This is a genomic window from Streptomyces sp. NPDC088261, from assembly GCF_044740805.1.
Lineage (GTDB): Bacteria > Actinomycetota > Actinomycetes > Streptomycetales > Streptomycetaceae > Streptomyces.
The window spans coordinates 415,867-438,685 of sequence record NZ_JBIURL010000002.1; the positions used below are offsets into that span (position 1 = coordinate 415,867).

The following is a 22,819-nucleotide window of genomic DNA, read 5'->3' on the forward strand; positions in this document are numbered from 1 at the left end:
CGGACGGCCCCGGGGGCGCGAGACTGATCGCACTGCGCTCGCAGAATTCAGCCTCCGGCTCCGTACCGACCGCCGGCGAACGACCGAGGAGTGATGACATGGCAGAGACCGGCCACAGTGTCCTGGTGGCGGACGTACTCGCGGACGTCCTGGAGGAGGTGCGGGAGCGGGTCGACCGCCGGGAGGCGCTGGGAGAGGCCCAGATCGCCGTGCTCGAAGCCGCGCTGAACATCGTCCGTGCCGGTCAGGCCGGGTTCGAGGGCCTGCCGCTGGAGCGCTCCGAGCTGGTGCGCGAGGCGCTCGGGGCGGTGCGCGCGGCGACCGTGGCCACCGGGGTCGCGTTCACGTACGCGCACCAGCGGGCCCGGATGCTCGCCTGACGGGGCGGGCCGTGGTGCCGCCGATCTGCCTGGGCTTCTGCCCGGTGGAGCGGCGCGCCGCTCCTAGTCTTTGACTGAGCCGAACAACTCAGGCGCACCCCACGACCGAACGCTTACCTTCGTCCAACCGAGGTGGAGAACATGGCAACCAATCCGTTCGAGGACTCCAACGGCCGCTATGTGGTGCTGGCCAACGAAGAAGGCCAGTACTCGCTGTGGCCGGCCCGGATCCAGCAGCCCGCCGGCTGGGAGCTGATGAGGGACGAGGGCAGCAAGGAGGAGTGCGGCGAATTCATCGAGGCGAACTGGACCGATATGCGGCCGCGTTCGGTGGTCGCGGCGATGGGTGGCTGATCCCACCGGTTCCTCCCGTTTCCGAAGGGGCGGGTACGAGGCGCTAAAAGCCTCGTACCCGCCCTTTCCGCTACGGCGGGCTTTTCCCCGGCGGGACTCGCGGGAGCCGGGGGCACGGCACGCGCGGCGCCCCCGGCCGGACGGCCGGGGGCGGAAGGCGCGGGGAGCGGCGCGGTCAGTCCTGGGCGCCCACCACACACCACTCCAGGACCGCGGCCGCCGCGGTCATCTTGTGGTGCGCCTGCCGCCACGCCAGGCTCGAAGGACCGTCGAGGACCTCGTCGGTGACCTCCTCGCCCCGCACCGCCGGCAGGTCGTGCAGGAAGACCGTCCGCGGGCCGCCGAAGCGGTCCAGGAAGGCGCGGTTGATCTGGAAGCCGTCGAAGTCGCTCAGCCAGTCGGGGTTCTCCTTCGTCACGCCCATGGTCTGCCACCGGCTGGTGTACACCGCGTCCACCGGGCCCTCGACCTCGTCGGCCGTCACGACCTGGCGCACCAGGGCCGTACCGCCGCTGAGTTCGGCCACCAGGTCCAGGGTGTCCTTGGGCACCTCGTACCCGCGCGGGCACAGCAGGGTGAGCCGCAGGCCGGGGGTGAGGGCGGCGGCCAGCGCGAGGGCGGCGCCGGAGCTGTTGCCCTCACCGACGGCCAGCAGGTGCACCCCGTCGAGCGAGCCGAACTCCTCGGTGAGCGTGGCGAGATCGGCGATCGCCTGGGTCGGGTGCTCGTCCAGGCTAAGGGCGTTGACGACGGCCAGGTCCGGGCTGCTGCCGAGCCGGCGGATCTCCTCCACGTCCCCGTTGGTGCGGACGACGAGGGCGTCGAGGTACTGCCCGAGGACCCGGGCGGTGTCCTCCACCGTCTCCCCGGTGCTGAGCTGGAGCTCGTTCGGGCCGAACGTGATCACGTCGGCGCCCAGGCGGGTCGCGCCGCTCCAGAACGACGTACGGGTACGGGTCGAGGACTTGCGGAAGTAGACGCCGACCTGGCGCCCGGCGAGCGACGTCGCGTGGATGCCGTCACGGCCGAACTCGACGGCCCGGCCGACGAGGTGGTGCAGCTCGGCGGGGGTGAGGTCGGCGAGGGAGATCAGGTTGCGCATGGGGGCGAGGCCTTTCACGAGAGGAGAGAGGAGAGAGGGGGGAGGAGGGGGAGGAGAGGGGAGGAGAGAGGGAGGTACAGAGGGGAGGAAGACGAAAGGAGGGACAGGAAGCGGGCGGGCGGCCCTACTCCACGAGCGCGTCGACCAGGGAGCCGCGCTCCCTTTCCTGCTCGCGCTCCTGCTCCCGCTCCTGTTCCGCCACGAGCGCCGCGCGGACCAGGTTGAGCACCGTGAAGCCCACCGGACCGCCCGGCGTCGTGGGGAGCTGGCGGATCAGCCCCCGCACCAGCAGCGCGTGCGCGTCGCGGGCGGTCTCCGCCAGCGACGTGCCGTTCGCGCGGGCCGCGTCGTCCACCGTCCACGGGTCGACCGGGGTACGGAGCAGGGCCGTCGCGCGCGGGCCGAGCCCGGTCACCGCCGCGGCGAGCCGGTCGCTCAGGGTGGGACCGGCGGCGGGGTCGGTGGGGGTGACGCCGTCGACCAGGACCAGCGGCACGGTGCGGGCGATGTCGAGCAGCTGCTCGGGCGAGTACAGCAGCAGCCAGGAGGCCGCGGCCTCCAGCGCCTGCGGAATGCCGTCCAGCGCCCGGCAGATGTGGGCCGCGGTGGTGGTGACGGTGTCCGTGGGGAGGAAGTCCGGCCGCATGTGGCTGACATGCGACAGCATCAGCTCCACGGCGGGCCGGTCCGTGACCAGGGAGTCGCCCGGCAGGGAACCGGCCAGGTCGGAGGGGGCGGGCACGGGCAGCGGGGCCAGCGGCAGCAGCCGGCCGCCGGGCAGCTGGACCGGCCGGCAGGTGGTCGTGAGGATTTTCACCCGCTCGCAGACGCGCAGCAGGTTCAGCAGCGGCCGGATCGCGGAGGGTGACGAATCGTAACCGTCAAGTACGATCAGGGTAGGCTTGTGCCCTATGACCGTGGCAAGTTCGTCCAGTTTCTCGCCGTCACGGACCAGCGCCCGCACCCATCCCGTCATGGTCGACAGCGGGCTGTTCGCCGCCGCGCCGCTGCTCTCGGCCCCGCCGTCCGCGGCGACCCAGAGCACCGGGACCCGGTCGCGGGAGTGCAGCACCGAGGCGGCCTCCTGCGCCAGCCGGGTCTTGCCCACCCCCGGCAGCCCCACCAGTGTCAGCAGCCGCTCGTGTTCCGTGGACAACCGGGCCGTCAGCGCCTCCAGTTCGGGGCGCCGCCCCACCAGGGGGCGCAGCGGGGTGGGCGGCACGGCGAGGTCTGCTCCGTATATGTCCTGGAATACCCGCCCCACGGCCTGGGCGTCGACGGCGAGTTCGAGCTCGATCCGCCGCGCGTCCGTCAGGCGCATGGCATTGGCGAGGAGTCTGAGAGTTTCTTTGCGGGGATGTTGCACGCGGCCCAGCTCCAGGTCCCGAATGGCCCGCACGCTCACGGTGGAAAGCCCCGCGAGCTGTTCCTGGGTGAGCCCCGCCCGCCTGCGCGCATTCTGGAGCAGTACGTCAAGACCGGGCGCCGTCTGGGAATTCATCATTCTCTCCTTGGTCCCCAAAATCTCGGTAATGCGATGGCCGGTGACGCGATCTCCCAGGACGGTCCGAACGCACCCGCTCGGACCCGTCTTTCCCCGGTCTGCTCACGCTCTGTATCCTCCGCGGCGGCGAAGGACCGCCGTCGATGAACAGCTTGCAACGGGCCATTCCCGAACTCTTCCCGGCGCAGTACCGCGCTTTTCCTGGTAGGGGCTACGATCGCTTCGCGCTGGGGAGGGTCTGCGTGTGAGCAGAGCTGAGGGGGAGGGAGGCCGCATGACGACAGCGGCAGGAGATCGGCTGCGATTCAACATTCTTGGCCCGATCGAGGGCTGGTCGAACGGGACACGACTGCGGCTCGGAGGAGTGATTCAGGAGCGAGTTCTGGCCACTCTGCTCCTGGATCCGGGAAAGGTGCTTCCCGTTTCGCGACTGGTCGAGGCGGCCTGGGACGAGGAGCCGCCGACCACGGCCTCTCACCAAGTACGCAAGGCCATAGCGGATCTGAGACGGCGGATACCGGGCGGAGCGGACGTCCTTCTCACCGACGGGCCCGGTTATCGCGTCGCCCTCGAACAGTGTGAAATCGACCTGGCCGAATTTGGACTGCTCACGCGCAAAGCGAAGATCGCGGCCGCCGAGAGCCGGCCCGCCGAAGCGGCCGAGATCCTGCGGGGAGCGCTTGCCCTCTGGCGGGGACCCGTCCTGTCGGGCAGCGGCGGACCGGTGATCCAGGCGGCCTCCACCTCCATCGAGGAACGCCGGCTGACCGCCGCGGAACAGCTCTTCGAGCTCCATCTCGCGCTCGGCGAGGCCGCCGAACTCGTCGTGGACTTAAAAGATTTGGTCAACCAGCATCCCCTGCGGGAGACGCTGCGCGGCCAGTTGATGGTCGCGCTCTACCGGTCCGGCCGCCAGGCCGAGGCGCTGGAGGAGTACGGCAAGGTCCGCGAACTGCTCGTCGAGGAACTGGGCATCGACCCGGGGCCCCAGCTCACCAAGCTGTACGAGGGAATCCTGCGGGAGAGCCCCGAACTGGCGGGGCCGGGACCCGCGCCCGCACCTGCCGCCCCCGTACCGCTGCCGGCGGAACCGCCCAGCACCCTCCCGTACGACCTCTCCGACTTCACCGGACGCGAGCGGGAACTGGCGGAGATCCTGCGCTGTGCCGGGGAGGTCAGCGAACAGGGCCCGCAGATCGTCGCCATCGACGGCATGGGCGGCTGCGGCAAGACCTCCCTCGCGGTACGGGCGGCGCACCGCCTCGCCCCCGAGTACCCCGACGGCCAGCTCCACATCGACCTGCGCGGCTACACACCCGGCGACCAGCCCGTCACCGCCGGCACCGCGCTCGACAGCCTGCTGCGGGCCCTCGGCATCCCGGGCGACCGCATCCCCGACGACGTACCGGCCCGTACCGCCCTGTGGCGTGCGACCCTCGTCGGCAGACGGCTGCTGATCCTCCTGGACAACGCGGGCGACGCGGGCGGCATCCGCCCGCTGCTGCCCGCCTCCTCCGGCTGCCTCGTCCTGGTCACCAGCCGGGCCCGCCTGGTCGACCTGGACGGCGCGCAGTGGATCTCCATCGGCGTGATGCCGCCCGAGGAGAGCGCCACCCTGGTGGCCGAGACCCTCGGCGCCCAGCGCGTGGCGGCCGAGCCGGAGGCCGCCGCCGAACTCGCCCGGCTCTGCGGCCACCTCCCCCTCGCCCTGCGGATCGCCACCGCCCGCCTGCGCAACCGCCCGCGCTGGACCCTCCAGTACCTGGCGGAACGCCTGCGCGACGAGACCCGCAGACTCGACGAGCTCAGCTCCGGCGCCCGCAGCGTCTCCGCCACCCTCCGTCTGTCCTACCAGGCCCTGGACGACGAGTGCCGTACCGCGTTCCGGACACTGGCCCTGCACCCGGGCGGCGACATGGACGTCCACGCGGCGGGGGCGCTCCTGGGCTCGGGCACCCGCGAGGCGGAGGACCTGCTCGAAATGCTGCTCGACGTGCACCTCGTACAGCAGCCCGAGATCGGCCTCTACACCTTCCACGATCTGGTCCGCAGCTTCGCGCAGAGCCAGCTCGGCGAGTCCGCGGAGGGGGAGGACGCGGTCGCGGTGGAACGTTTGCTCTGCTACTACCTGACCGCCACCGAAGTGGCCTGCGACCTCCTCTACTCCGGGCGGCGCCACCGCCCCACCGGGCTGCTCCCCTCCTCGGCCGAACTGCCCGATCTGAGCACCGCCGACCGGGCCCAGGAGTGGTTCCTGCGCGAGCAGACGGCGCTCCTCGCCGCCGTCAAACTCGCGGAGAGACGGGGCCACGACCGGTATGTCGTGTGCCTCGCCCGCAACCTCGTCTTCCAGCTCAACGCGCGTGGACACCTGGAGGAGTTCGGCGAACTGGGCCGGATCGCGGTCGCCGCCGCCGAGCGGTTGCAGGACCTGGCGCTGCTGGGAGTGAGCCTGTCCAACCTGGGCGTCGCCTGCTGGAAACTCGGCCGGTTCTCCGAAGGGCTCGACGCGGCCCGGGAGAGCCGGGACGTCGCGATCCGCCTCGGTGACCTGCACACCCAGGCGCACAGCGAGAGCATCCTCGGCCAGTTCAACAGCCTCCTCGGCAACTTCGCCGAGGCGCTGGGCCACATGGAGACCGCGATCGCCCACGAACGCTCGCTCGGCATCCCGCGCGCGGAGGCCGAGAGCCTGACCATCCTCAGCACGCTGTACGAACAGTGGGGCCGGTACGAGGAGGCACGGGACGCGGCCCAGCGCTCGGCCGAACTGAGCCTCCAGCTCGGACAGCACGAAGGACTGCCCGGAGCCATCACCGATCTCGCGCTGGCCCACATCGGCCTGGGGGAGTACGGCGAGGCCGACCGCTGCCTGACCGAGGCCCGCGCGCTGTACGGGGACACCGGGAACCAGGTGAACCTGGCGCTGACCCTGGCGCTCTCCGCGGATGTGGAGGACCGGCTCGGAAAGCCGCCCCGCACCCCCGACCAGGCGGAGTACGCCCTCCAGTTGATGCGGACCAACTCCTCGCCCCTGCGGCGCGCCAAGGTGGAGAACACGGTGGGCCGGCTGCGGCTGCGGCAGGGCGACGCGGCGGCGGCGCTGGCGCTGCACCAGCACGCCTTCGACCTCTCCGCGGCCATCAGCTACCGCATCGAGGAGGCCTACGCGTTAGCGGGCATGGCCGCCGCCCTGGGCGACACGGCGGAGGCCCGCGCGCACCGGGCCGCCGCCGAGAAGCTCTTCGCCGAGATGGGAGTGCCTGCGGACCGCCGCCGTACCTGACGGCACGTACCCCGCACACCGCACCGAGCCGCACAGCGCCGAGCCGCACAGCACCGAGCCCCGTACCGGAACTCCGGTACGGGGCTCAGCTGTTCGGGGGAGCGGGAAGAGCGGTGGGACGGGGAGCGGTTCAGAGAACGGAGGACGTGGGGCCCTTGTCGTCGTTGGTGACGGCGATCACGGTCGGACCCTTGTCGTCGGCGAGCACCACGGTCGGCCCCTTGTCGTCCGCCGGGACGAGAGTGGGTCCCTTGTCGTCGGCGGGGACGCCGGGGCCGGTGATCGTGGGGCCCTTGTCGTCGGCGACAACCTGCTGGACGCTCTGGGGGCCCTGCGTGTGTCCCGCCTCGGCCACCGTGCCGAAGCCGAAGGCCAGCGTTGCCGCGAAGATCCCGAAGAGTCCAGCAAGCTTACGTCCCATGGTCCCGCCCCTAAGTTGGTGTTTGTGGGTATTCGCGGTGTTCCGCTTCCCGACACCACTGATGTTGCTGGCGGGCGTTCCCTGACCGTTCCCGCCCCGTTACCGGCCCGGGGAACCGTCGCGGGAACGGTCCAACACCAGGTAGTGCGGCCCCAGTTGGCAGGCGGCCACCCGGGGTCCGCCGGGGGTGAGCACCACATGGGTACGGGCGGGGCCCGACTCGTGGCCGGCCAGGTCGAGCAGCGATCTCACGAGCGAGCGGAGCACGGCGCGCTCCGTCTCGTCCAAGCCCGCGGTACCGCTGTCCGGTACGGGCGGCAGCGCCACGATCCCGGCCACGGTGTGCATGCCGTTCTCGGTCTCGGTCTCGACACTGAACTGGGGCCCGTCCAGGGACTCCTGCGCGGCGTACGGCTCGGGGCGGCCCCCCGACGCCACGCGCTCGGCCCACCGTTCCACGGTGGAGAGGTCCTGGAGGGCGTGGCGCAGATTCGCCCTGTCCGGCGAATGATCCCTGGGGTTCTTCACGGGAGTACTCCTTCTGTGCAGACAACTACGTGACGACCCTCGCCCGTCCGGGTCCCGCCGGCGTCCCGTTCCGTTCCCGCGCCCTTCCCGTTCCGGTGTTCGCGAAGGGAACGCGGAGGTAATCCGCCGACGCATGCTGACCCCGTTCGATTCAGGCAGGGATCCGTGGTGATCCGCGTGGAAAGCGAAAACCCTGGGGGATTGAGGCGTGGCAACCAACCCGTTCGAAAGCCGCGGTACGGCGTACCGGGCCCCGGTGGACAGGGGACCCGGATCGTGAAGGACGCCCAGAAAACAGCGGACATTCCCGGAAGTTTCGCCGGGATGGGGCCGCTCATGCTCGTCTGGTCCGGTCAGGCGGTGTCCCTGGTGGGCAGCGCGGCGGTCCGGTTCGCCTTCATCATCGAGGTGTGGTCGGCCGGCGAACAGGCCACCGCCGTCACGATCCTCTCCCTGTGCGCGATGCTCCCCCAGGCGGTGTTCAGCCCCATTGCGGGTGCGATCGTCGACCGGATCCCCAAGCGGGCCGCGCTCCAACTCGCCGACGCCGGCGGCCTGGTCGTCGTGGGCTCCCTCGCCCTCCTCCACTACCTCGGCGCGCTCCAGTCGTGGCAGATATATCCGGCCACCGTGCTGCTCGGGGTGTGCGCCGCGTTCCAGTTCCCGGCCCTCTCCTCGGCCGTTCCCCTCCTCGTCCGCAAGGACCAGCTCGGCCGCGCCAACGGTCTGCTCGCCGGCGCCAAGAGCGCGGCCGGGATCGGCGGCCCCGCCCTGGGCGGCCTCCTCGTCGCGGTCTTCGGGATCGGCCCCACGCTCCTGGTGGACGTGGCGAGTTACGCGTTCGCGCTCATCGGGATCCGTGTCGTACGGCTCAAGGGCGACGTGGTCGTCAAGGACACCACCGGCGCGCCCCGGCGGCGGATCACGGCCGACGCGGCCGAGGGGCTGCGGTACCTGTTCCGGGTGCCCAGCCTGCGCGACCTGATCGTCAACTTCTGCCTGGTCAACCTGGTCATGGTCTTCGGCTTCGCCCTCATCTCCCCGATGGTGCTGCTGCGCGCCGACACCGGCGCGCTCGCCGCCGTGAACAGCGCGATCGGGATCGGCGGAGTGGCCGGCGCCCTGCTGATGGCGGCCTGGGGCGGACCCGGGAACCGCGGCCGGGGCATGATGCTCGGCGTGGTCGGCATGTGCCTGTCCGGCCTGGTCGCGATGGGTCTGGCCGGCGGAGTCGTCGGCTGGTGCGTGGCGATCCTCATCGGCGCCCTGCTCATGACGACGGTCAACGCGTCCATGCAGGCGATCGTGCAGACCAAGGTGCCCCACGAGTGGCAGGGCCGGGTCTTCGGCGCGGTGATGTTCCTGTCCCAGATCTCCGTACCCCTGGCCATGGCGGTCTCCGGACCGCTCGCCGACCACGTCTTCGAACCGGCGGCGGCCGACGGCTCCGGGATCTTCACCGTCCTCGGGCCGCTCGTCGGCGACGGTCCCGGCAGCGGCATGGCGGCCATGTTGTTCCTCGCCGGGGTCGGCGGGACCGCGATCGCCCTGTGGGGCCTCGCCAGCCGCTCCATCAGAGACATCGACGTCCTGCTGCTCGACTTCGACGCACCCGGGGAGCCAGAGGCGTCCGGGGTGCCGGAAGCGCACGACGCGCCCCGCGCGGAGAGCGGCAGCCATCCAGGAGGTGAGCGCGATGAAGTGCACGCATGAACTGTTCGAGGACCAGGCGGTACGGACGCCCGGCGCGACGGCCCTGATCCACGGCGGCGAACGCCTCGACTACGCCGGACTCGACGCCCGCGCCGACCGGCTGGCCGGCCTCCTCGCGGCGAGCGGTGTCCGGCACGGCGACACGGTCGGGGTGTTCCTGGAGCGCTCCACCGCGCTGGTCGTGACCGTGCTCGGGATCCTCAAGGCCGGCGCCGGGTACGTGATGCTCGACCCCGCCTTCCCCGCCGAACGGCTCCGGGCGATGGCGGCGGACGCGGAGATCGCCGCCGTGGTGTCGGCCCGCGACGCCGGGCCCGACGCGCTCGGCGTCCCCGAGGTCCACGTCGAGGACGCCCCGTCCGCGCCGCCGCTGGCGCGCGGCACGGTCCCGGTCCGCCCCGGCGACATCGCCTGCGTGATGTTCACCTCCGGCTCGACCGGACGGCCCAAGGGCATCGCCGCCTCGCACCACGCCCTCACCGCCACCCTCACCGGACAGGACTTCGCCTCCTTCGGCCCCGGATTCGTGTGGCTCCAGTGCGCGCCCCTGTCCTGGGACGCGTTCGCCCTGGAGCTGTGGGGCCCGCTCCTCAACGGCGGGACCTGCGTCCTGCACCCCGGACGGCGCCCCGAACCCTTCGTGATGGCACGGCTCGTCGCCGAGCACGGCATCACCTCCCTCTACCTCTCCTCCTCCCTCTTCAGCGTCATCGTGGACGAGTACCCGCAGGCGCTCGACGGGCTGCGGGAGCTGATCGTCGGCGGCGAGGCCCTGTCCGCGCCGCACGCGGCCCGCGCCCTGGAGCGCCACCCCGGCCTGCGGCTGAGCAACGGCTACGGCCCCGTCGAGTGCATGATCTTCCTCACCGTCCACCCGGTGAGCCCGGAGGACGTGCGCGACGGCGGTCCCGTGCCCATCGGCCGCCCGCTGGCCGGCAAGCGGCTGCACATCCTGGACGAGGAACTGCGCCCCGTGCCGGACGGCGGGACCGGTGAGCTGTACGCCGCCGGGGCCGGGGTCGCCCGCGACTACCGGGGCCGGCCCGCGCTGACCGCCGAACGTTTTGTCGCGGCCCCCACGGGCGAACGCCTCTACCGCACCGGTGACCTCGTGCGCCGGGGCGCCGACGGTGTCCTCGCCTACCTGGGCCGCGCCGACAGCCAGGTGAAGATCCGGGGCTTCCGGGTCGAGCCCGGCGAGGTGGAGAGCGTCCTGGCCCGCCACCCCGCGATCGACCGGGCGGCCGTCGTCGCCCACGCTCACCCGGCCGGCGACCGGCAGCTGACCGCGTACGTCGTCCCGCGCGGCGGACGCCACCAGGCGCCCCCGGCCGACGAGCTGCGCGCCTACGCCCGTACCGTCCTGGCCGACTACCTCGTCCCGGCCGCCTTCGTCCCCCTGGACGCGCTGCCGCTGACCCCCAGCGGCAAACTCGACCGGGCCGCCCTGCCGGACCCCGGCCGCGCCGCGGCCGACGCGGGACACCCGGAGGCCGGCGGGACCGTGGCCGCCCTCTGCGGCCTCTTCGCCCAGATCCTGCGCACCGGCCCGGTCGGCCCCGACGACGACTTCTTCTCGCTGGGCGGCCATTCGCTGCTCGCCGCCCGGCTGCTCGGCCGCGTTCACGCCACCCTCGGCGCCGAACTCGACCTCCGTACGCTCTTCGAGTCACCCACCCCGGCGCTCCTCGCCCCGTACGTCGACACCGCGCCCCGCTCGTCCCCCGTACCGTCCACCACCGCGCCCCGGTCCGGCACCCTCCCGGTCTCGCCCGCCCAGCACCGTCTCTGGTTCCTGGACCGGATCGGCGCGGGCGCCGCGTACAACCTGCCGATGCTGGTCCGCCTGCGCGGCGACGTCGACCCGGACGCGCTCAGCGACGCCCTGGCGCAGGTCGCCGACCGGCACGAGGTGCTCCGTACCGTCTTCGACGAGACCGACGGCTCGCCCGTACGGAGCGTACGGACCGGCGCCGAGGCGCGGCCTCCCTTCCAGCACGTCCGGCTGCCCGCCACCGACGTGGCCGGGGAGATCGAGCGCGAGGCCGCCCACGTGTTCGACCTGCGCACCGAACTCCCGCTGCGCGCCACCCTGTTCACCACCCGGGAGCGGCCCGACGAGCACGCGCTCCTGGTGCTGGTCCACCACATTGCCGGGGACGGCTGGTCGCTGCGCCCGCTGTTCCGCGACCTGTCCCGCGCCTACCGCGCCCGGGTCGAGGACGGACAGGGCACGTCCGAACTGCCGCCGCTCCCCGTCCCGTACGCGGAACACGCCCGCCACCAGCTCGACCGGCTCGGCTCACCGGCCGACCCGCACGCCCTCGCCGCGCGCCAGCTCACCTACTGGCGCAAGGAGTTGGACGGACTGGCCGCCGACGGGCCGCTGCTGCCCCGCCGTTCCGGACGCCCCGCCGTCCCCGGCCCGGCCGCCCGGGTGGTGGTACGCCACCTCGGCGCGGCGGCCCACGCCCGCCTGGTCGACGCCGCCCGCGCGCAGGGCGCCACTCTCTTCATGGCCCTGCACGCCGCCCTGGCCACCGCGTTGGTACGGGCCGGCGCCGGCGAGGACACCGCGATCGGCGCCCCGGTCGCCGGCCGGTCCGGCGACGGCAGGGTCGAGGACGTCGTCGGGTTCTTCGTCAACATGCTGGTTCTGCGCACCGACCTGTCCGGCGACCCCACGGCGGGGGAGCTGCTGGCCCGCGTGAGGGAGACCGACCTCACCGCCTTCGCACACCAGGACGTGCCGTTCGAGGACGTGGTCGGCGCCCTCAACCCGCCGCGCACACCCGGCCGCCAGCCGTTCACCGACGTGGTCCTCGCCCTCCAGAACAACGCGCGCGCCGAGGTCGCGCTGCCCGGCGCAGACCAGGGCGTCGAGGTCGTCCGTACCGGCGCCGCCCGGTTCGAACTGCTGGTGGACGTCACCGACTCGACCGCGCCCGACGGCACCCCGGACGGACTGACCCTCACGTTCGAGTACCGCGAGGACACCCTGGACGCGGGCTTCGTCCACTGGCTCGCCGACACCCTCCCGCACGCCCTGGAGGCGGCCGCCGCCGACCCGTCCACCCCGCTCTCCCGCCTCGGCCTCGCCGCACCGCCCCGGCGGGCCGGCGTGGGCGACACCGTCGCCGTACCGTCCCGGCCCGCGCCGCCCTCCGGGGCAGGCCCGCGCCCCCTGACCGACCTGGAGCGGCGGACCGCCGCCGTGTGGTGCGAGGTCCTCGGCGTGCCGGAGCCCGGACCGCACGACGACTTCTTCACCCTCGGCGGCAACTCGCTGCGCGCGGTCCGGGTCGCGGCCCGCCTCAGCACCGACGAACGGCCCGTCACCGCGGCCCAGCTCTTCGCCGCGCCGACCGTCGCCGCGCTCGCCGCCGCGCTGGAGCGGCCGGCCACCGGGACCGGACCCGCGGCGGCCCCCATCACACGCCGCCCCCGGGTGCCGCGCCAGCACCAGAACCCGGCGCGGCCACACGACACCTCCGCGCGACCCCACGAGACCCCGGCGCGCGGGCACGAAGGTCCGGCACGACCGCACGACACCCCGGCGCGACCGCGCGACACCCCGGCGCGACCGCGCGACACCCCGGACCGGCCCGGCACCCAACAGGAGGAGTGGCAGTGGACCTCAGTGTGATGTTCTTCGGTGCGGACAGCACCACCGCCGGGGAGACCCGGCACGCCGAGACGTACGAGGACATCCTCACCGTGGCCAGAACCGCGGACCGGCTCGGATTCCACGCCATCTGGACCCCCGAACGCCACTTCCAGCAGGTGGGACAGGTGTTCCCCAGCCCGCCCGTGCTCGGCGCGGCGCTCGCCGTCGCCACCGAGCGGATCGGGATCCGCGCCGGCAGTGTGGTCCTGCCGCTCCACCACCCGCTGAAGGTGGCGGAGGACTGGGCCGTCGTCGACAACCTCTCGCACGGCCGGGTGGGCCTGTCCGTCGCCACCGGCTGGCATTCAAAGGACTTCACCCTGGCCCCCGAGCAGTACGCGGACCGCAGGCGGACCGCCCTGGAGACCGTCCCCCGGCTGCGGGCGCTGTGGGCGGGCGAGCCCGCCGAGTACCCCGACGGCACCGGCACCCCGGTCTCCGTCGTGCCCCAGCCCCGGCCCGTCCAGGACACCCTGCCGCTGTGGATCACCACGTCCGGCAACCCGGAGACCTGGGAGGCCGCCGGACGGCTGCGCGCCGGAGTGCTCGGCGCGACCGTCGGCCAGAGCAGGGACGAACTCGCCGACCGGATCGCCCGCTACCGCGCCGCCTGCGCCGAGGCCCCCGACCAGCGGGGCACCGACGCGCACGGCCGGGTCACCCTGATGGCCCACACCTACGTCGGCACGGACGACGCGGAGGTCCGGCGCCAGGCCGGCGCGCCCCTGCGGGCCTACCTCGCCTCGTACGTCCGCCAGACCGCCGCCAACCGGTCCGCGGACGCCGCGACCGCGCGGCTCACCGACGAACAGGCCGCGATGCTCGCCGAGTTCGCGTTCGAGCGCTACCTGAGCTGGGGCAGTCTCCTCGGCTCACCCGGCCACTGCGCCAAGATGCTCGCCGATCTGGCCGAGCTGGGCGTCGACGAGGTCGCCTGCTTCATCGACTTCGGCATCGGACGGGACGACGTACTGGCCGGACTGCACCGGCTGGCCGAACTGAAAGAGACCCTGTGATGACTGCTCCCACCCTCTTCCGCGCGGCGGCCGCCGCGGCGACCCCTTCCCTGGCCGACCGGTTCGGCGCCCTCGGCCGGGAGCAGCGCGTGCGCCTGATGCGCCGTCTCCTGGAGGCCGGCCGCGCCCGCGAGATACCCGCCGTCATACCCCCGCGCGACCCCGGCAGGCCGGTGCCCCTCAGCCCCGCCCAGCACGACCTGTGGGTGTACGACTCGCTCTATCCCGGCACCGCCGCCCTCAACCTGTGCTCCGCCTACCACTTCGACCGCCCCGCCGACCCGGCGCACCTGGAGGCGGCCCTCACCCTGATCCAGCGGCACCACGACATCCTGCGCACCCGGATCAGGACGGACGAGTCGGGCGGGCTGCGGGTCGAATTCCCCGACGACGGCCCCTTCGACCTGGAGCGCGAGGACCTGCGGGGTACGGACACCACCATCGACGAGGCCTTCGAGACCTTCCGCGCCCGCCCGTTCGACCTGGGCCGGGACAAGCTGATCCGGGCCCGGTTCGTCCGGGTCGACGAGCGGCGCTCCACGCTGATGCTGAGCCTGCACCACACCATCAGCGACTGGTGGTCGTTCGACGTGCTCCAGAACGAGTTCGCCCAGGCGTACGGAGCCCTGCGCGACGGTAAGGAGCCGCCCCTGACCCGGCCCGCCGTCCAGTACGCCGACTTCTCGTCCTGGCAGGACGAGTTGGCGGAGTCCGGGGTCTTCGGGGCCCGCCTCGACTTCTGGCGCCGCTACCTCGCGGACCCGCCCGGGCCGCTCACCGTGCCGGGCGGCGGCGGCACCCCCGTCACCTCGGGCGACGGCATCGCCCAGGTCCCGTTCCACATCGACGCGCGGACCGCCGCGGCCGTGCGCGCCCTGGCCCGCGAGCGCGGCGCCTCCGTCTACGTCGTCCTGATGGCGGCCTTCGCCGTCCTCGCGCACCGGGTCAGCGGCGCCGACGACCTGATCCTCGGCACCCCCATCGCCAACCGCGCGGCCAAGGGGCTCGACCAGGTCATCGGGTACGTCATGAACGCCGTCCCGACCCGGTGGCGGGTGCGGTCCGACCGCTCCTTCGCCGACGTCCTCGCCGGATTCGCGGTCGACTTCCCCGAGTTGATGGCCAACGCGGACGTCCCGGTCGGCCGGATCGTGTCGGCCGCCGCCCCGGAGCGCAGCGCGGGCCGGGCCCCGCTGTACCAGTGGGTGTTCATGCACCTGACGCAGCAGCCCAGCGTCTCCGTGATGAAGGAGTTCGCGGAGCCCGAGCGCATCCACACCGGCGGCGAGCACGACCTCGTCGGCGTCGTGAAGGACTGCGACGACGGCATGGAAGGCAGCTTCGGGCTCCGTACCGACGTCTTCGACCCGCGGGTCGTGGCCCGCTGGACCGAGTGCTACGTCGAACTCCTGCGGCGGATCACCGCCGATCCCACCGCGCTCGTCGGTGACATCGACCTCGTGCCGGGTGCCATGCGCGGCCGGCTGCTCGCCGAGTCGGCGGGACCCGCCGCGCCCGCCCCCGCCTCGCTTCCCGGGCTGGTGGCCAGGCAGGCGGCCCGTACCCCGGACGCACCGGCCCTCGAATCCGGCGGAGAAGCCCTCAGCTACGCCCAACTGGCCGACCGCGTCGACCGGTTGGCGCACCGGATGGTACGGGAGGGAGCGGGGCCGGGGCGGATCGTCGCCCTCGCCCTCGACCGGGGCACCGACTGGCCGGTGGCGGCGCTGGCCGCCCAGCGCGCCGGCGCCGCGTACCTGCCCGTCGACCCGGCGCACCCCGTCGAGCGCGTCCGGCGTGTCCTCGCCGAGGCCGCCCCCGTACTCCTGGTCACCGCACCGGGCGCCGAGCCCGTCGGGGCGGACGTGCCGACCCTGGTCCTGGACGCGAACGCCTGGGCGGGGGAACCCCTTCTGCCGCCCGGCGACCCGGAGACCACCGGCGCCGCCCACGTCATCCACACCTCCGGCTCCACCGGCACCCCCAAGGGCGTGATCGTCACCCACGCCGGGGTGGCCGCCCTGACAACCGGTCTCGTGGACGGCACCGCCCTCGGCGCGGGCAGCCGGGTCCTCCAGCTCGGGCCGCCGACCTTCGACATCTCCGTCGGCGAGATGTGCCTGGCCTTCGGCTCGGGCGGCACCCTCGTCCTGCCGCCCCGGGGCCCCCTCGTGGGCGACGCCCTCGGGGACGTACTGACCGAACGCCGCGTCTCCTGCGCCTTCGTCCCGCCGTCCGTGCTCGCCACCGTGCCCGCCGGACCCCACCCGGAGCTGCGCACCCTTCTCGTCGGCGCGGAGTCCTGCCCGCCGGACCTGATCGCCCGCTGGGCCGCCGGAGGCCGGCGCCTTTACAACGCGTACGGGCCCACCGAGGCCACCGTCGTCTCCACCCTCTCCGCGCCCCTCGCCGCCGACGGCACCGCCCCGCCCGTCGGCACCCCGCTGCCGGGCACCGGCGCCTACGTCCTCGACGAGCGGCTGCGCCCGGTGCCCGCCGGGGTCAGCGGTGAGCTGTACCTGGCGGGGCCGGCGCTCGCCCGCGGCTACCTGGGGCGCGCCGCGCTCACCGCCGAGCGGTTCGTCGCCGACCCGTACGGGCCGCCCGGCAGCCGCATGTACCGCACCGGCGACCTCGCCCACCGCGACCCCGACGGCACCACGCACTACCTGGGACGCGGCGACGAGCAGGTGAAACTGCGCGGACTGCGCATCGAACCGGGCGAGATCGCCGCCGCGCTCACCGAACACCCCACCGTGGACCGCGCGGTGGCCGTCGTACGGAACAGCAGGGCCGGAGTCGCGCAGCTCGTCGCGTACGCCGTCCCCGCCCCCGGGAGCACGATCGACCCGGACGCACTGCTGCTCCACGCCGCCGGGCGCCTGCCCGCGGCCATGGTCCCCGCCGCCGTGGTGGCGCTCGACGCCCTGCCCCTGACGTCCGGCGGCAAGCTCGACCGGGCCGCCCTGCCGGCGCCCGCGCAGCGCTCCGACGCGACCGTACGAGCCCCGGGATCGGCCCGCGAGGAGATCCTGTGCGGTCTCTTCGCCGGCCTCCTCGGCCTCGAACAGGCGGGCCCGGACGACGACTTCTTCCGTCTCGGCGGCGACAGCATCATGGCGATCCAGCTCGCGGTACGCGCCAGGGCGGCCGGTCTGGTGCTCTCCCCGCACGACGTGTTCACCGTCCGCACCCCCGCCCGGCTGGCCGTGCTCGCCCGCACCCCGGACACCGAGCTTCCCCAGGAGGAGGACACCGGGTACGGGCGGCTGCCGCTCACCCCCGTGATGCGCTGGTGGCGCGAACAGAGCCCGGACACCTCGGCGTTCACCCAGTCCATGGTCTTCCCGGTGGCCGCGGGCACCGGCCTCGGAACGCTCACGGAGGCCGTCACCGGCCTGGCCGCGCGTCACGCGGCGCTGCGGATGCGCCTGGTGGGCGACGCCCCCGCCGACTGGGAGCTGGAGGTGCCGCCGGGGGACCTCCCGGGCAACGCCCGCACCCTGCGGGTTCCCGTCGCCCCCGACGCCGATCTCCTGCACCGGGCACGCGCGTTGGCGGTCTCCACCGCGCTCCGCCCCGAGGACGGCGAGATGCTGCGGGCCGTCTGGCTCGACCCGGGCCCCGGCCGCCCCGGCGCCCTGCTCGTCACCGTGCACCACCTGGCCGTCGACGGACTGTCCTGGCGGGTGATCGGCCAGGAACTCGCGGCGGCGCTCGGCCACCGGGACGAGGGCGACCCGGCCCCCGCGAAGACCACCTCGTTCACCCGCTGGGCCCGGCTGCTGCCCGGGGAGGCCGACCGGCGGCTCGGCGAACTCCCCTGGTGGGAAAGACAGCTGGCGGACGGGACGGCCAGGATCGCCGGCGGCAGAGGGGCCGGCGAGCACCGGAAGACCCTCACCGTCGAGCTGGGCCCGGACCTCACCAGGAGCGCGCTCGTCACCCTGCCGGGCGCCTTCAACTGCCGCCCGGACGCCGTCCTGCTGACCGCGCTGACGGCGGCGGCCGTCCAGTGGCGGGGCACCGGATCCGCCCTGCTCGTCCACCTGGAGGGCCACGGCCGCGAAGTGATCTCCGCGCCGGTGGACGTGTCCGGCACGGTCGGCTGGTTCACCACGCAGTACCCGGTCCGCCTGGACCTCGGCGCCGCGACGGTACGGCCCGGCGGCCGACCGGGGGAGGCGCTCAAGAGCGTCAAGGAACAGCTGCGGGGCGTGCCCGCGGGCGGCCTCGGCTGGGGCCTGCTGCGCTACCTCCACCCCACGGCCGGGCCCGCCCTCGCCGCGCTCCCCGTCCCCGACGTCCGCTTCAACTACCTCGGCAGGTTCGCCGAGTCGGACGCGGCGGGCGGCCGGCTGCTCGATGTCGGGCCGGAGGCCGTACCGCTCGGCCACGCGCTGGAGGTGGACGTGCTGTCGCGCGAGGAGAACGGCGGTCTCCTGCTGGAGGCCAGCTTCTCGTACGCGGCCGGGGTGTTCACCGAGGACGAGGTACGCGCCCTGGCGGCGGCCTGGTCCGAGGCGATCGGCGTCCTCGCGGACCACTGCGGTCCCGACGCCGGGGCCGTCCACACCCCGTCCGACTTCCCGCTGGTCGACCTCACCGGGGACCAGCTGGAACTTCTGGGCCAGAACATCGACTTCGGCGACTTCGGCGACTTCGGAGACCTCGACACGGAGTTCGGCACGGACGGCGACAGCGACAGCCACCCCGGCTTCGGCACGAACCCCGGCACCGGTCCCGACGGCGGCATCCACGACACGGACGGCACGGACGCCACCGGAGCCTCCGCCCACCAAGGGGGACGACGATGAACGCGCGCATCGCGGACGTACTGCCACTCTCCCCGGTCCAGGAAGGACTGCTCTTCCACGCCGCCCGGGACACCGGCGGCTCCGACCCCTACCTGGTGCAGGCCCGGTTCGTGATCGGCCGCGCCGTCGCCACGGACGCGGTACGGGCCGGCGTCGGCGCCCTCCTCGCCCGCCACCCCAACCTCCGCGCCTGCTTCCGGCACGAGCGCCTGGACCGGCCCGTCCAGGTCGTCCCGCAGGCCGTCCGCCTGCCGTGGACCGAGGTGGACCTGACAGGACTGGGCCCGGACGACGTCACCGTACGGACCGAGGAGGTGCTGCGCGAGGACGCGGCGCTCCGCTTCGACCTGGCCCGCCCGCCGCTGGTCCGCGCCACCTTCCTGCGGCACGACACCGGCGCCGAACTGATCGTGTCCTTCCACCACATCCTGCTCGACGGCTGGTCGCTGCCGATCCTGGAACGGGACCTCGTGGCCCTCGTCGCGGGCCGCCCGCTGCCGCCCCCCGTGCCCTACCGCGACTATCTGGTGTGGCTGAGCGGGCAGGACCAGCACAAGGCCGACACCGCGTGGGCCGAGGCGCTCGACGGCCTCGACCGGCCCGCGCTGCTGGCACCGGACGGCCCGGACACCGCGCCCGACCGGACGCGGACCCGGCTGCCGGCCGCCCTCACCGGCACCCTCGCCGCCCGGGCCGCCGAGGCGGGCGTCACCCTCAACACCGTGGTGCAGGTCGCCTGGGCGCTGGTCCTGGCCCGGCTGACCGGCGCCCGTGACCTGGTCTTCGGCGCGGTCGTCTCCGGGCGCCCGCACGACCTGCCGGGCGTCGAGTCCATGGTGGGCCTGTTCATCAACACCCTGCCGGTACGGGTGCGACTCCGCGACGGCGAGAGCGCCGGGGACCTGCTCCACCGGATCCAGGACGAGCAGTCCCGGCTGCTGGCCCATCATCACGCCCGCGTCGCCGAGGTGCAGCGGACCGTGGGCGCCGGTGAACTCTTCGACTCCATCCTCGCCTTCGAGAACTTCCCCCAGGCCCCGCCGAGCCACGACGGGCCCGACACCATACGCCTGGTGACGGTGACGGACCAGACCCACTACCCGGTCACCGTCGCCGCCGTCGCCGAGGACCGGATGCTGCTGTCCGTGAGCTGCCGCCGGGGCATCTCCGCCACCGCGATCACCGGCGGCATCGTCCGCGTACTGGAACAACTCGCCGAGGATCCGACGCGGTTGGCGCAGGACATCGACGCCCTTCCGCAGGCGGAACACGACCGGCTGCTCGCCCTCGCCGCAGGCCCGGCCCGCGCCGTCGCCGAACCCGCCACGATGACGGGGCGGTTCGCCGCGCAGGTGGCCCGTACGCCGGACGCGCCCGCCGTCGACACGGACGGCGAGATCCTCAGCTACGCGCGGCTCGACGCCGCCTCGGACCGGCTGGCCGGCCGGCTCGTCCGGGCCGGGGTGGCGCCGGGGGACACGGTGGCCCTGCTGCTGCCCCGCTCGGCGTCCGTGGTCGTGGCCCAGCTGGCGGTCCTCAAGGCGGGGGCCTGCTGGCTGCCGCTCGACCCGGCCCAGCCGTCGGAGCGGCTGGCCCGGCTGGTGAAGGCGGCGGCGCCCGTCCTCGCCCTCACCCTGGGCGCCTTCCCGGTCCGACTCCCCGCGGACCTGCGGGTGTTGGACCTGGAGGAGGAGCACGCGCGAACCGGGCAGTTCGACGGCGTCCCCGCTCCTCCCGAGTCCGCCGCCTGTGTGATCTACACCTCCGGCTCCACCGGAGAGCCCAAAGGCGTGGTCGTCCCGCAACGGGCGATCACCGAACTGGCCGCCGACGGCCGCTTCACGGGCGGCGCGCACCGGCGGGTGCTGTTCCACAACCCGTACACGTTCGACGCCTCCACCTACGAGGTGTGGATCCCGCTCCTGAACGGCGGGACCGTGGTCGTCGCCCCCGCCGAGGCCGTCACCCCCGACCTGCTCAAGCGGGTGGTGCCCGATCGCCGGGTCACCGCGCTGATGCTCACGCCCGAACTGCTGCGCACCGTCGCGGAGATCGCGCCCGACGCCCTCGCGGGGCTCAGCGAGGTGTGGTCCGGCGGCGACGTCCTGGCACGGGACACCGTGCGCCGGATCCGGGAACACTGCCCCGGCGCCGTGGTGGTCAACGGCTACGGACCCACCGAAACCACGGTGTTCGCGACCGCGCACACCGCACACGTCACTCCCGAGCCCACCGCACCCACCGAGCACACCGCACACACCGACAGCGACCCGGGCGCCGTGCCCATCGGCCGCCCCCTCGACAACACCCGCGCCCATGTCCTGGACGCCGCGCTGCGCCCGATGCCCGACGGCGCCACCGGCGAGCTGTACCTCGCCGGCACCGGCCTCGCCCACGGCTACCTCGGGCGCCCGGTGGCCACCGCCGAGCGCTTCGTCGCCGACCCCTACGGACCGCCGGGCAGCCGCATGTACCGCACCGGCGACCTCGCCCGCCGTACCGCCGACGGAGTCCTGGAGTTCGCCGGCCGCGCCGACGACCAGGTCAAAGTACGCGGCTTCCGCGTCGAACCCGCCGAGGTGGAGGCCGCGCTGGCCGGCTGCCCCGGCGTGGCGCGGGCCGTGGTCGGCGCCCGGCGCGACGCGACCGGCGGCAAACTCCTCGCCGCCTGGCTGCTCCTGGAGGAAGGCGCCGCCGACGCGACGGGCACGGATACGGACGCCCCCCGCGACGACCAGTGGCACAGCACCCTCGCCCGGGTCCGCGAACACGCCGCCCGCCACCTGCCCGCCCACCTCGTCCCGTCCGTCTGGGCCCGCATCGACCACGTGCCGCTCACCCGCCACCACAAGGTCGACCGCGCCGCCCTGCCCGCCCCCGGACCCACCGGGGAGCAGGCGGCCTCCCGGCCCCCGCGCAGCGAGCGCGAGCGGGAGCTGTGCGCCCTGTTCGGTACGGTGCTCGGCCTCCCCGCGGTCGGCCCTGACACCGACTTCTTCACCGCGGGCGGCCACTCCCTGACGGCCCTGCGCCTGAAGTCGAAGATCGAGACGGTCCTCGACGTACGGATCCCCGTCTCGGTCCTGTTCGACGCGCCGACCCCGGCCGCCCTCGCCGCCCGCCTCGACGCACCGGCCACCGCGCACGGCCGCGCCCCCCGGATCCCCCTGCGGTCCGCCCGGCAGCGCACCGGTCCGGCGGCCGCTTCCGCCGCTTCCGCCGATCCGTCCGGGAACAGCCTGGAGCCGGTGCTCACCCTGCGCGCCGGCGGCGACCGTACCCCGCTCGTCTGCGTGCACCCGGGGCTCGGCCTCGGCTGGTCGTTCGCCAACCTGCTCCCGCACCTCGATCCGGCCCGCCCGGTGCACACCCTCCAGAGCCCGGGCCTGCTCACCGGCGTGGACCACCTCCCGCCCTCCATGGGCGGGATGGCCGACCTGTACGTGGCCCGCCTCCGCGCACTCCTGCCGCACGGGCCGTACCTGCTGCTCGGCCGGTCCTTCGGCGGCGGGCTCGCCCACGAGATGGCGGTCCGGCTGCGCCGGGCGGGGGAGGAGGTCAGGATGCTCGCCGTGGTGGACGCCATGCCGATGCCGGACACCATCCTCGGCACCCCGCTGGACCCGGTGGCCGTCGAGGACGAACTGCTGCGCATCCTGCTCCAGAGCCACGTCCCCGACCTGCCCGTACCGCCGGGACCGCTCGACCGCGCACGGGTGTTCGCCACCGTCCGCCGCGGCGGCTTCGACGCGCTGACCGACCCTCAGCTCCACGCCCTGGTCGACGTGGGGACCCATCACACCCGGGTCGTCAGGCACTGGAGCCCGACGCCCTACGAGGGGCGCGTGACGCTCTTCTCCGCCACCCGCGACACCTGGCCCACCCCGGCCGAGAAGACCGCGGCCTGGCGGCGGGTGGCCGCCGCGCTCGACGTGCACGACCTGGCCTGCGGCCACAGCGACGTCCTGACCCCGGGCCCGGCGGCCGAGATCGCCGCGGTCCTCGAAACCGCCCTCCGAGGGGACTGAACC

Annotated in this window: 12 protein-coding genes; 8 read left to right on the plus strand and 4 right to left on the minus strand. The window is 73.9% G+C overall.

The window, feature by feature from the left end:
* Positions 1-98 precede the first annotated feature (98 nt).
* On the plus strand, positions 99-380 hold the full coding sequence (locus tag ACIODU_RS05765; protein WP_327233088.1) for a hypothetical protein: 282 nt from the start codon (positions 99-101) through the stop codon (positions 378-380).
* Positions 381-521: 141 nt separating this feature from the next.
* The gene (locus ACIODU_RS05770) at positions 522-734 is read left to right on the plus strand and encodes an MbtH family NRPS accessory protein (RefSeq protein WP_161311378.1); all 213 of its coding nucleotides are present in this window, start codon (positions 522-524) and stop codon (positions 732-734) included.
* 175 nt (positions 735-909) lie between these two features.
* On the opposite strand, the gene ACIODU_RS05775 is transcribed toward ACIODU_RS05770, so the two are convergent.
* Together ACIODU_RS05775 and ACIODU_RS05780 are read right to left on the minus strand one after the other, a co-directional pair.
* Positions 910-1,836: an ornithine carbamoyltransferase gene (locus ACIODU_RS05775; protein WP_356420353.1), complete on the minus strand. Its 927-nt coding sequence runs from the start codon at positions 1,834-1,836 to the stop codon at positions 910-912.
* 124 nt (positions 1,837-1,960) lie between these two features.
* The gene (locus ACIODU_RS05780) at positions 1,961-3,337 is read right to left on the minus strand and encodes a helix-turn-helix domain-containing protein (RefSeq protein WP_401764292.1); all 1,377 of its coding nucleotides are present in this window, start codon (positions 3,335-3,337) and stop codon (positions 1,961-1,963) included.
* A gap of 277 nt (positions 3,338-3,614) precedes the next feature.
* On the opposite strand from ACIODU_RS05780, the gene ACIODU_RS05785 reads away from it, so the two are divergent.
* Entirely contained in the window at positions 3,615-6,626 is a 3,012-nt protein-coding gene (locus ACIODU_RS05785) for a BTAD domain-containing putative transcriptional regulator (RefSeq protein ID WP_401764294.1), read from the plus strand.
* 130 nt (positions 6,627-6,756) lie between these two features.
* Here ACIODU_RS05785 and ACIODU_RS05790 read toward each other — a convergent pair whose 3' ends face one another.
* Both ACIODU_RS05790 and ACIODU_RS05795 read right to left on the minus strand, forming a co-directional pair.
* On the minus strand, positions 6,757-7,047 hold the full coding sequence (locus ACIODU_RS05790) for a hypothetical protein (protein WP_401764297.1): 291 nt from the start codon (positions 7,045-7,047) through the stop codon (positions 6,757-6,759).
* Between the two features lie 99 nt (positions 7,048-7,146).
* Positions 7,147-7,575, minus strand: a complete 429-nt coding sequence (locus ACIODU_RS05795) for a hypothetical protein (RefSeq protein WP_356420341.1) — start codon at positions 7,573-7,575, stop codon at positions 7,147-7,149.
* A gap of 336 nt (positions 7,576-7,911) precedes the next feature.
* Between ACIODU_RS05795 and ACIODU_RS05800 the strand changes: the two genes are divergently transcribed.
* From ACIODU_RS05800 to ACIODU_RS05820, 5 genes are read left to right on the plus strand one after another with little or no spacing between them, the layout of a single operon-like run.
* Positions 7,912-9,288 (plus strand): MFS transporter, encoded by a 1,377-nt coding sequence (locus ACIODU_RS05800; protein ID WP_356420338.1) that lies wholly within the window; start codon positions 7,912-7,914, stop codon positions 9,286-9,288.
* Positions 9,272-12,934 carry an amino acid adenylation domain-containing protein gene (locus ACIODU_RS05805; protein ID WP_401764303.1) on the plus strand — a complete coding sequence of 1,221 codons (3,663 nt, stop codon included), beginning with the start codon at positions 9,272-9,274 and terminating at the stop codon, positions 12,932-12,934. Before ACIODU_RS05800 ends, ACIODU_RS05805 begins: the two co-directional genes overlap by 17 nt.
* Positions 12,919-13,971 (plus strand): MupA/Atu3671 family FMN-dependent luciferase-like monooxygenase, encoded by a 1,053-nt coding sequence (locus tag ACIODU_RS05810; RefSeq protein WP_327233080.1) that lies wholly within the window; start codon positions 12,919-12,921, stop codon positions 13,969-13,971. The genes ACIODU_RS05805 and ACIODU_RS05810 overlap by 16 nt, the downstream gene beginning before the upstream one ends.
* Positions 13,971-18,788, plus strand: coding sequence for an amino acid adenylation domain-containing protein (locus ACIODU_RS05815; RefSeq protein WP_401764307.1), 4,818 nt, complete (start codon positions 13,971-13,973; stop codon positions 18,786-18,788). The genes ACIODU_RS05810 and ACIODU_RS05815 overlap by 1 nt, the downstream gene beginning before the upstream one ends.
* A complete protein-coding gene (locus ACIODU_RS05820) occupies positions 18,785-22,816 on the plus strand; it encodes an amino acid adenylation domain-containing protein (RefSeq protein ID WP_401764310.1) in 4,032 nt (1,343 codons plus the stop codon). The genes ACIODU_RS05815 and ACIODU_RS05820 overlap by 4 nt, the downstream gene beginning before the upstream one ends.
* Positions 22,817-22,819 lie beyond the last annotated feature (3 nt).

What these genes read in the sequence shown, in the direction of transcription:
- ACIODU_RS05765 (WP_327233088.1), top strand. Translation starts at nt 99, where the DNA reads ATGGCAGAGACCGGCCACAGTGTCCTGGTGGCGGACGTACTCGCGGAC.
- ACIODU_RS05770 (WP_161311378.1), top strand. Translation starts at nt 522, where the DNA reads ATGGCAACCAATCCGTTCGAGGACTCCAACGGCCGCTATGTGGTGCTG.
- ACIODU_RS05775 (WP_356420353.1), bottom strand. Translation starts at nt 1,836, where the DNA reads ATGCGCAACCTGATCTCCCTCGCCGACCTCACCCCCGCCGAGCTGCAC.
- ACIODU_RS05780 (WP_401764292.1), bottom strand. Translation starts at nt 3,337, where the DNA reads ATGAATTCCCAGACGGCGCCCGGTCTTGACGTACTGCTCCAGAATGCG.
- ACIODU_RS05785 (WP_401764294.1), top strand. Translation starts at nt 3,615, where the DNA reads ATGACGACAGCGGCAGGAGATCGGCTGCGATTCAACATTCTTGGCCCG.
- ACIODU_RS05790 (WP_401764297.1), bottom strand. Translation starts at nt 7,047, where the DNA reads ATGGGACGTAAGCTTGCTGGACTCTTCGGGATCTTCGCGGCAACGCTG.
- ACIODU_RS05800 (WP_356420338.1), top strand. Translation starts at nt 7,912, where the DNA reads ATGCTCGTCTGGTCCGGTCAGGCGGTGTCCCTGGTGGGCAGCGCGGCG.
- ACIODU_RS05805 (WP_401764303.1), top strand. Translation starts at nt 9,272, where the DNA reads ATGAAGTGCACGCATGAACTGTTCGAGGACCAGGCGGTACGGACGCCC.
- ACIODU_RS05815 (WP_401764307.1), top strand. Translation starts at nt 13,971, where the DNA reads ATGACTGCTCCCACCCTCTTCCGCGCGGCGGCCGCCGCGGCGACCCCT.
- ACIODU_RS05820 (WP_401764310.1), top strand. Translation starts at nt 18,785, where the DNA reads ATGAACGCGCGCATCGCGGACGTACTGCCACTCTCCCCGGTCCAGGAA.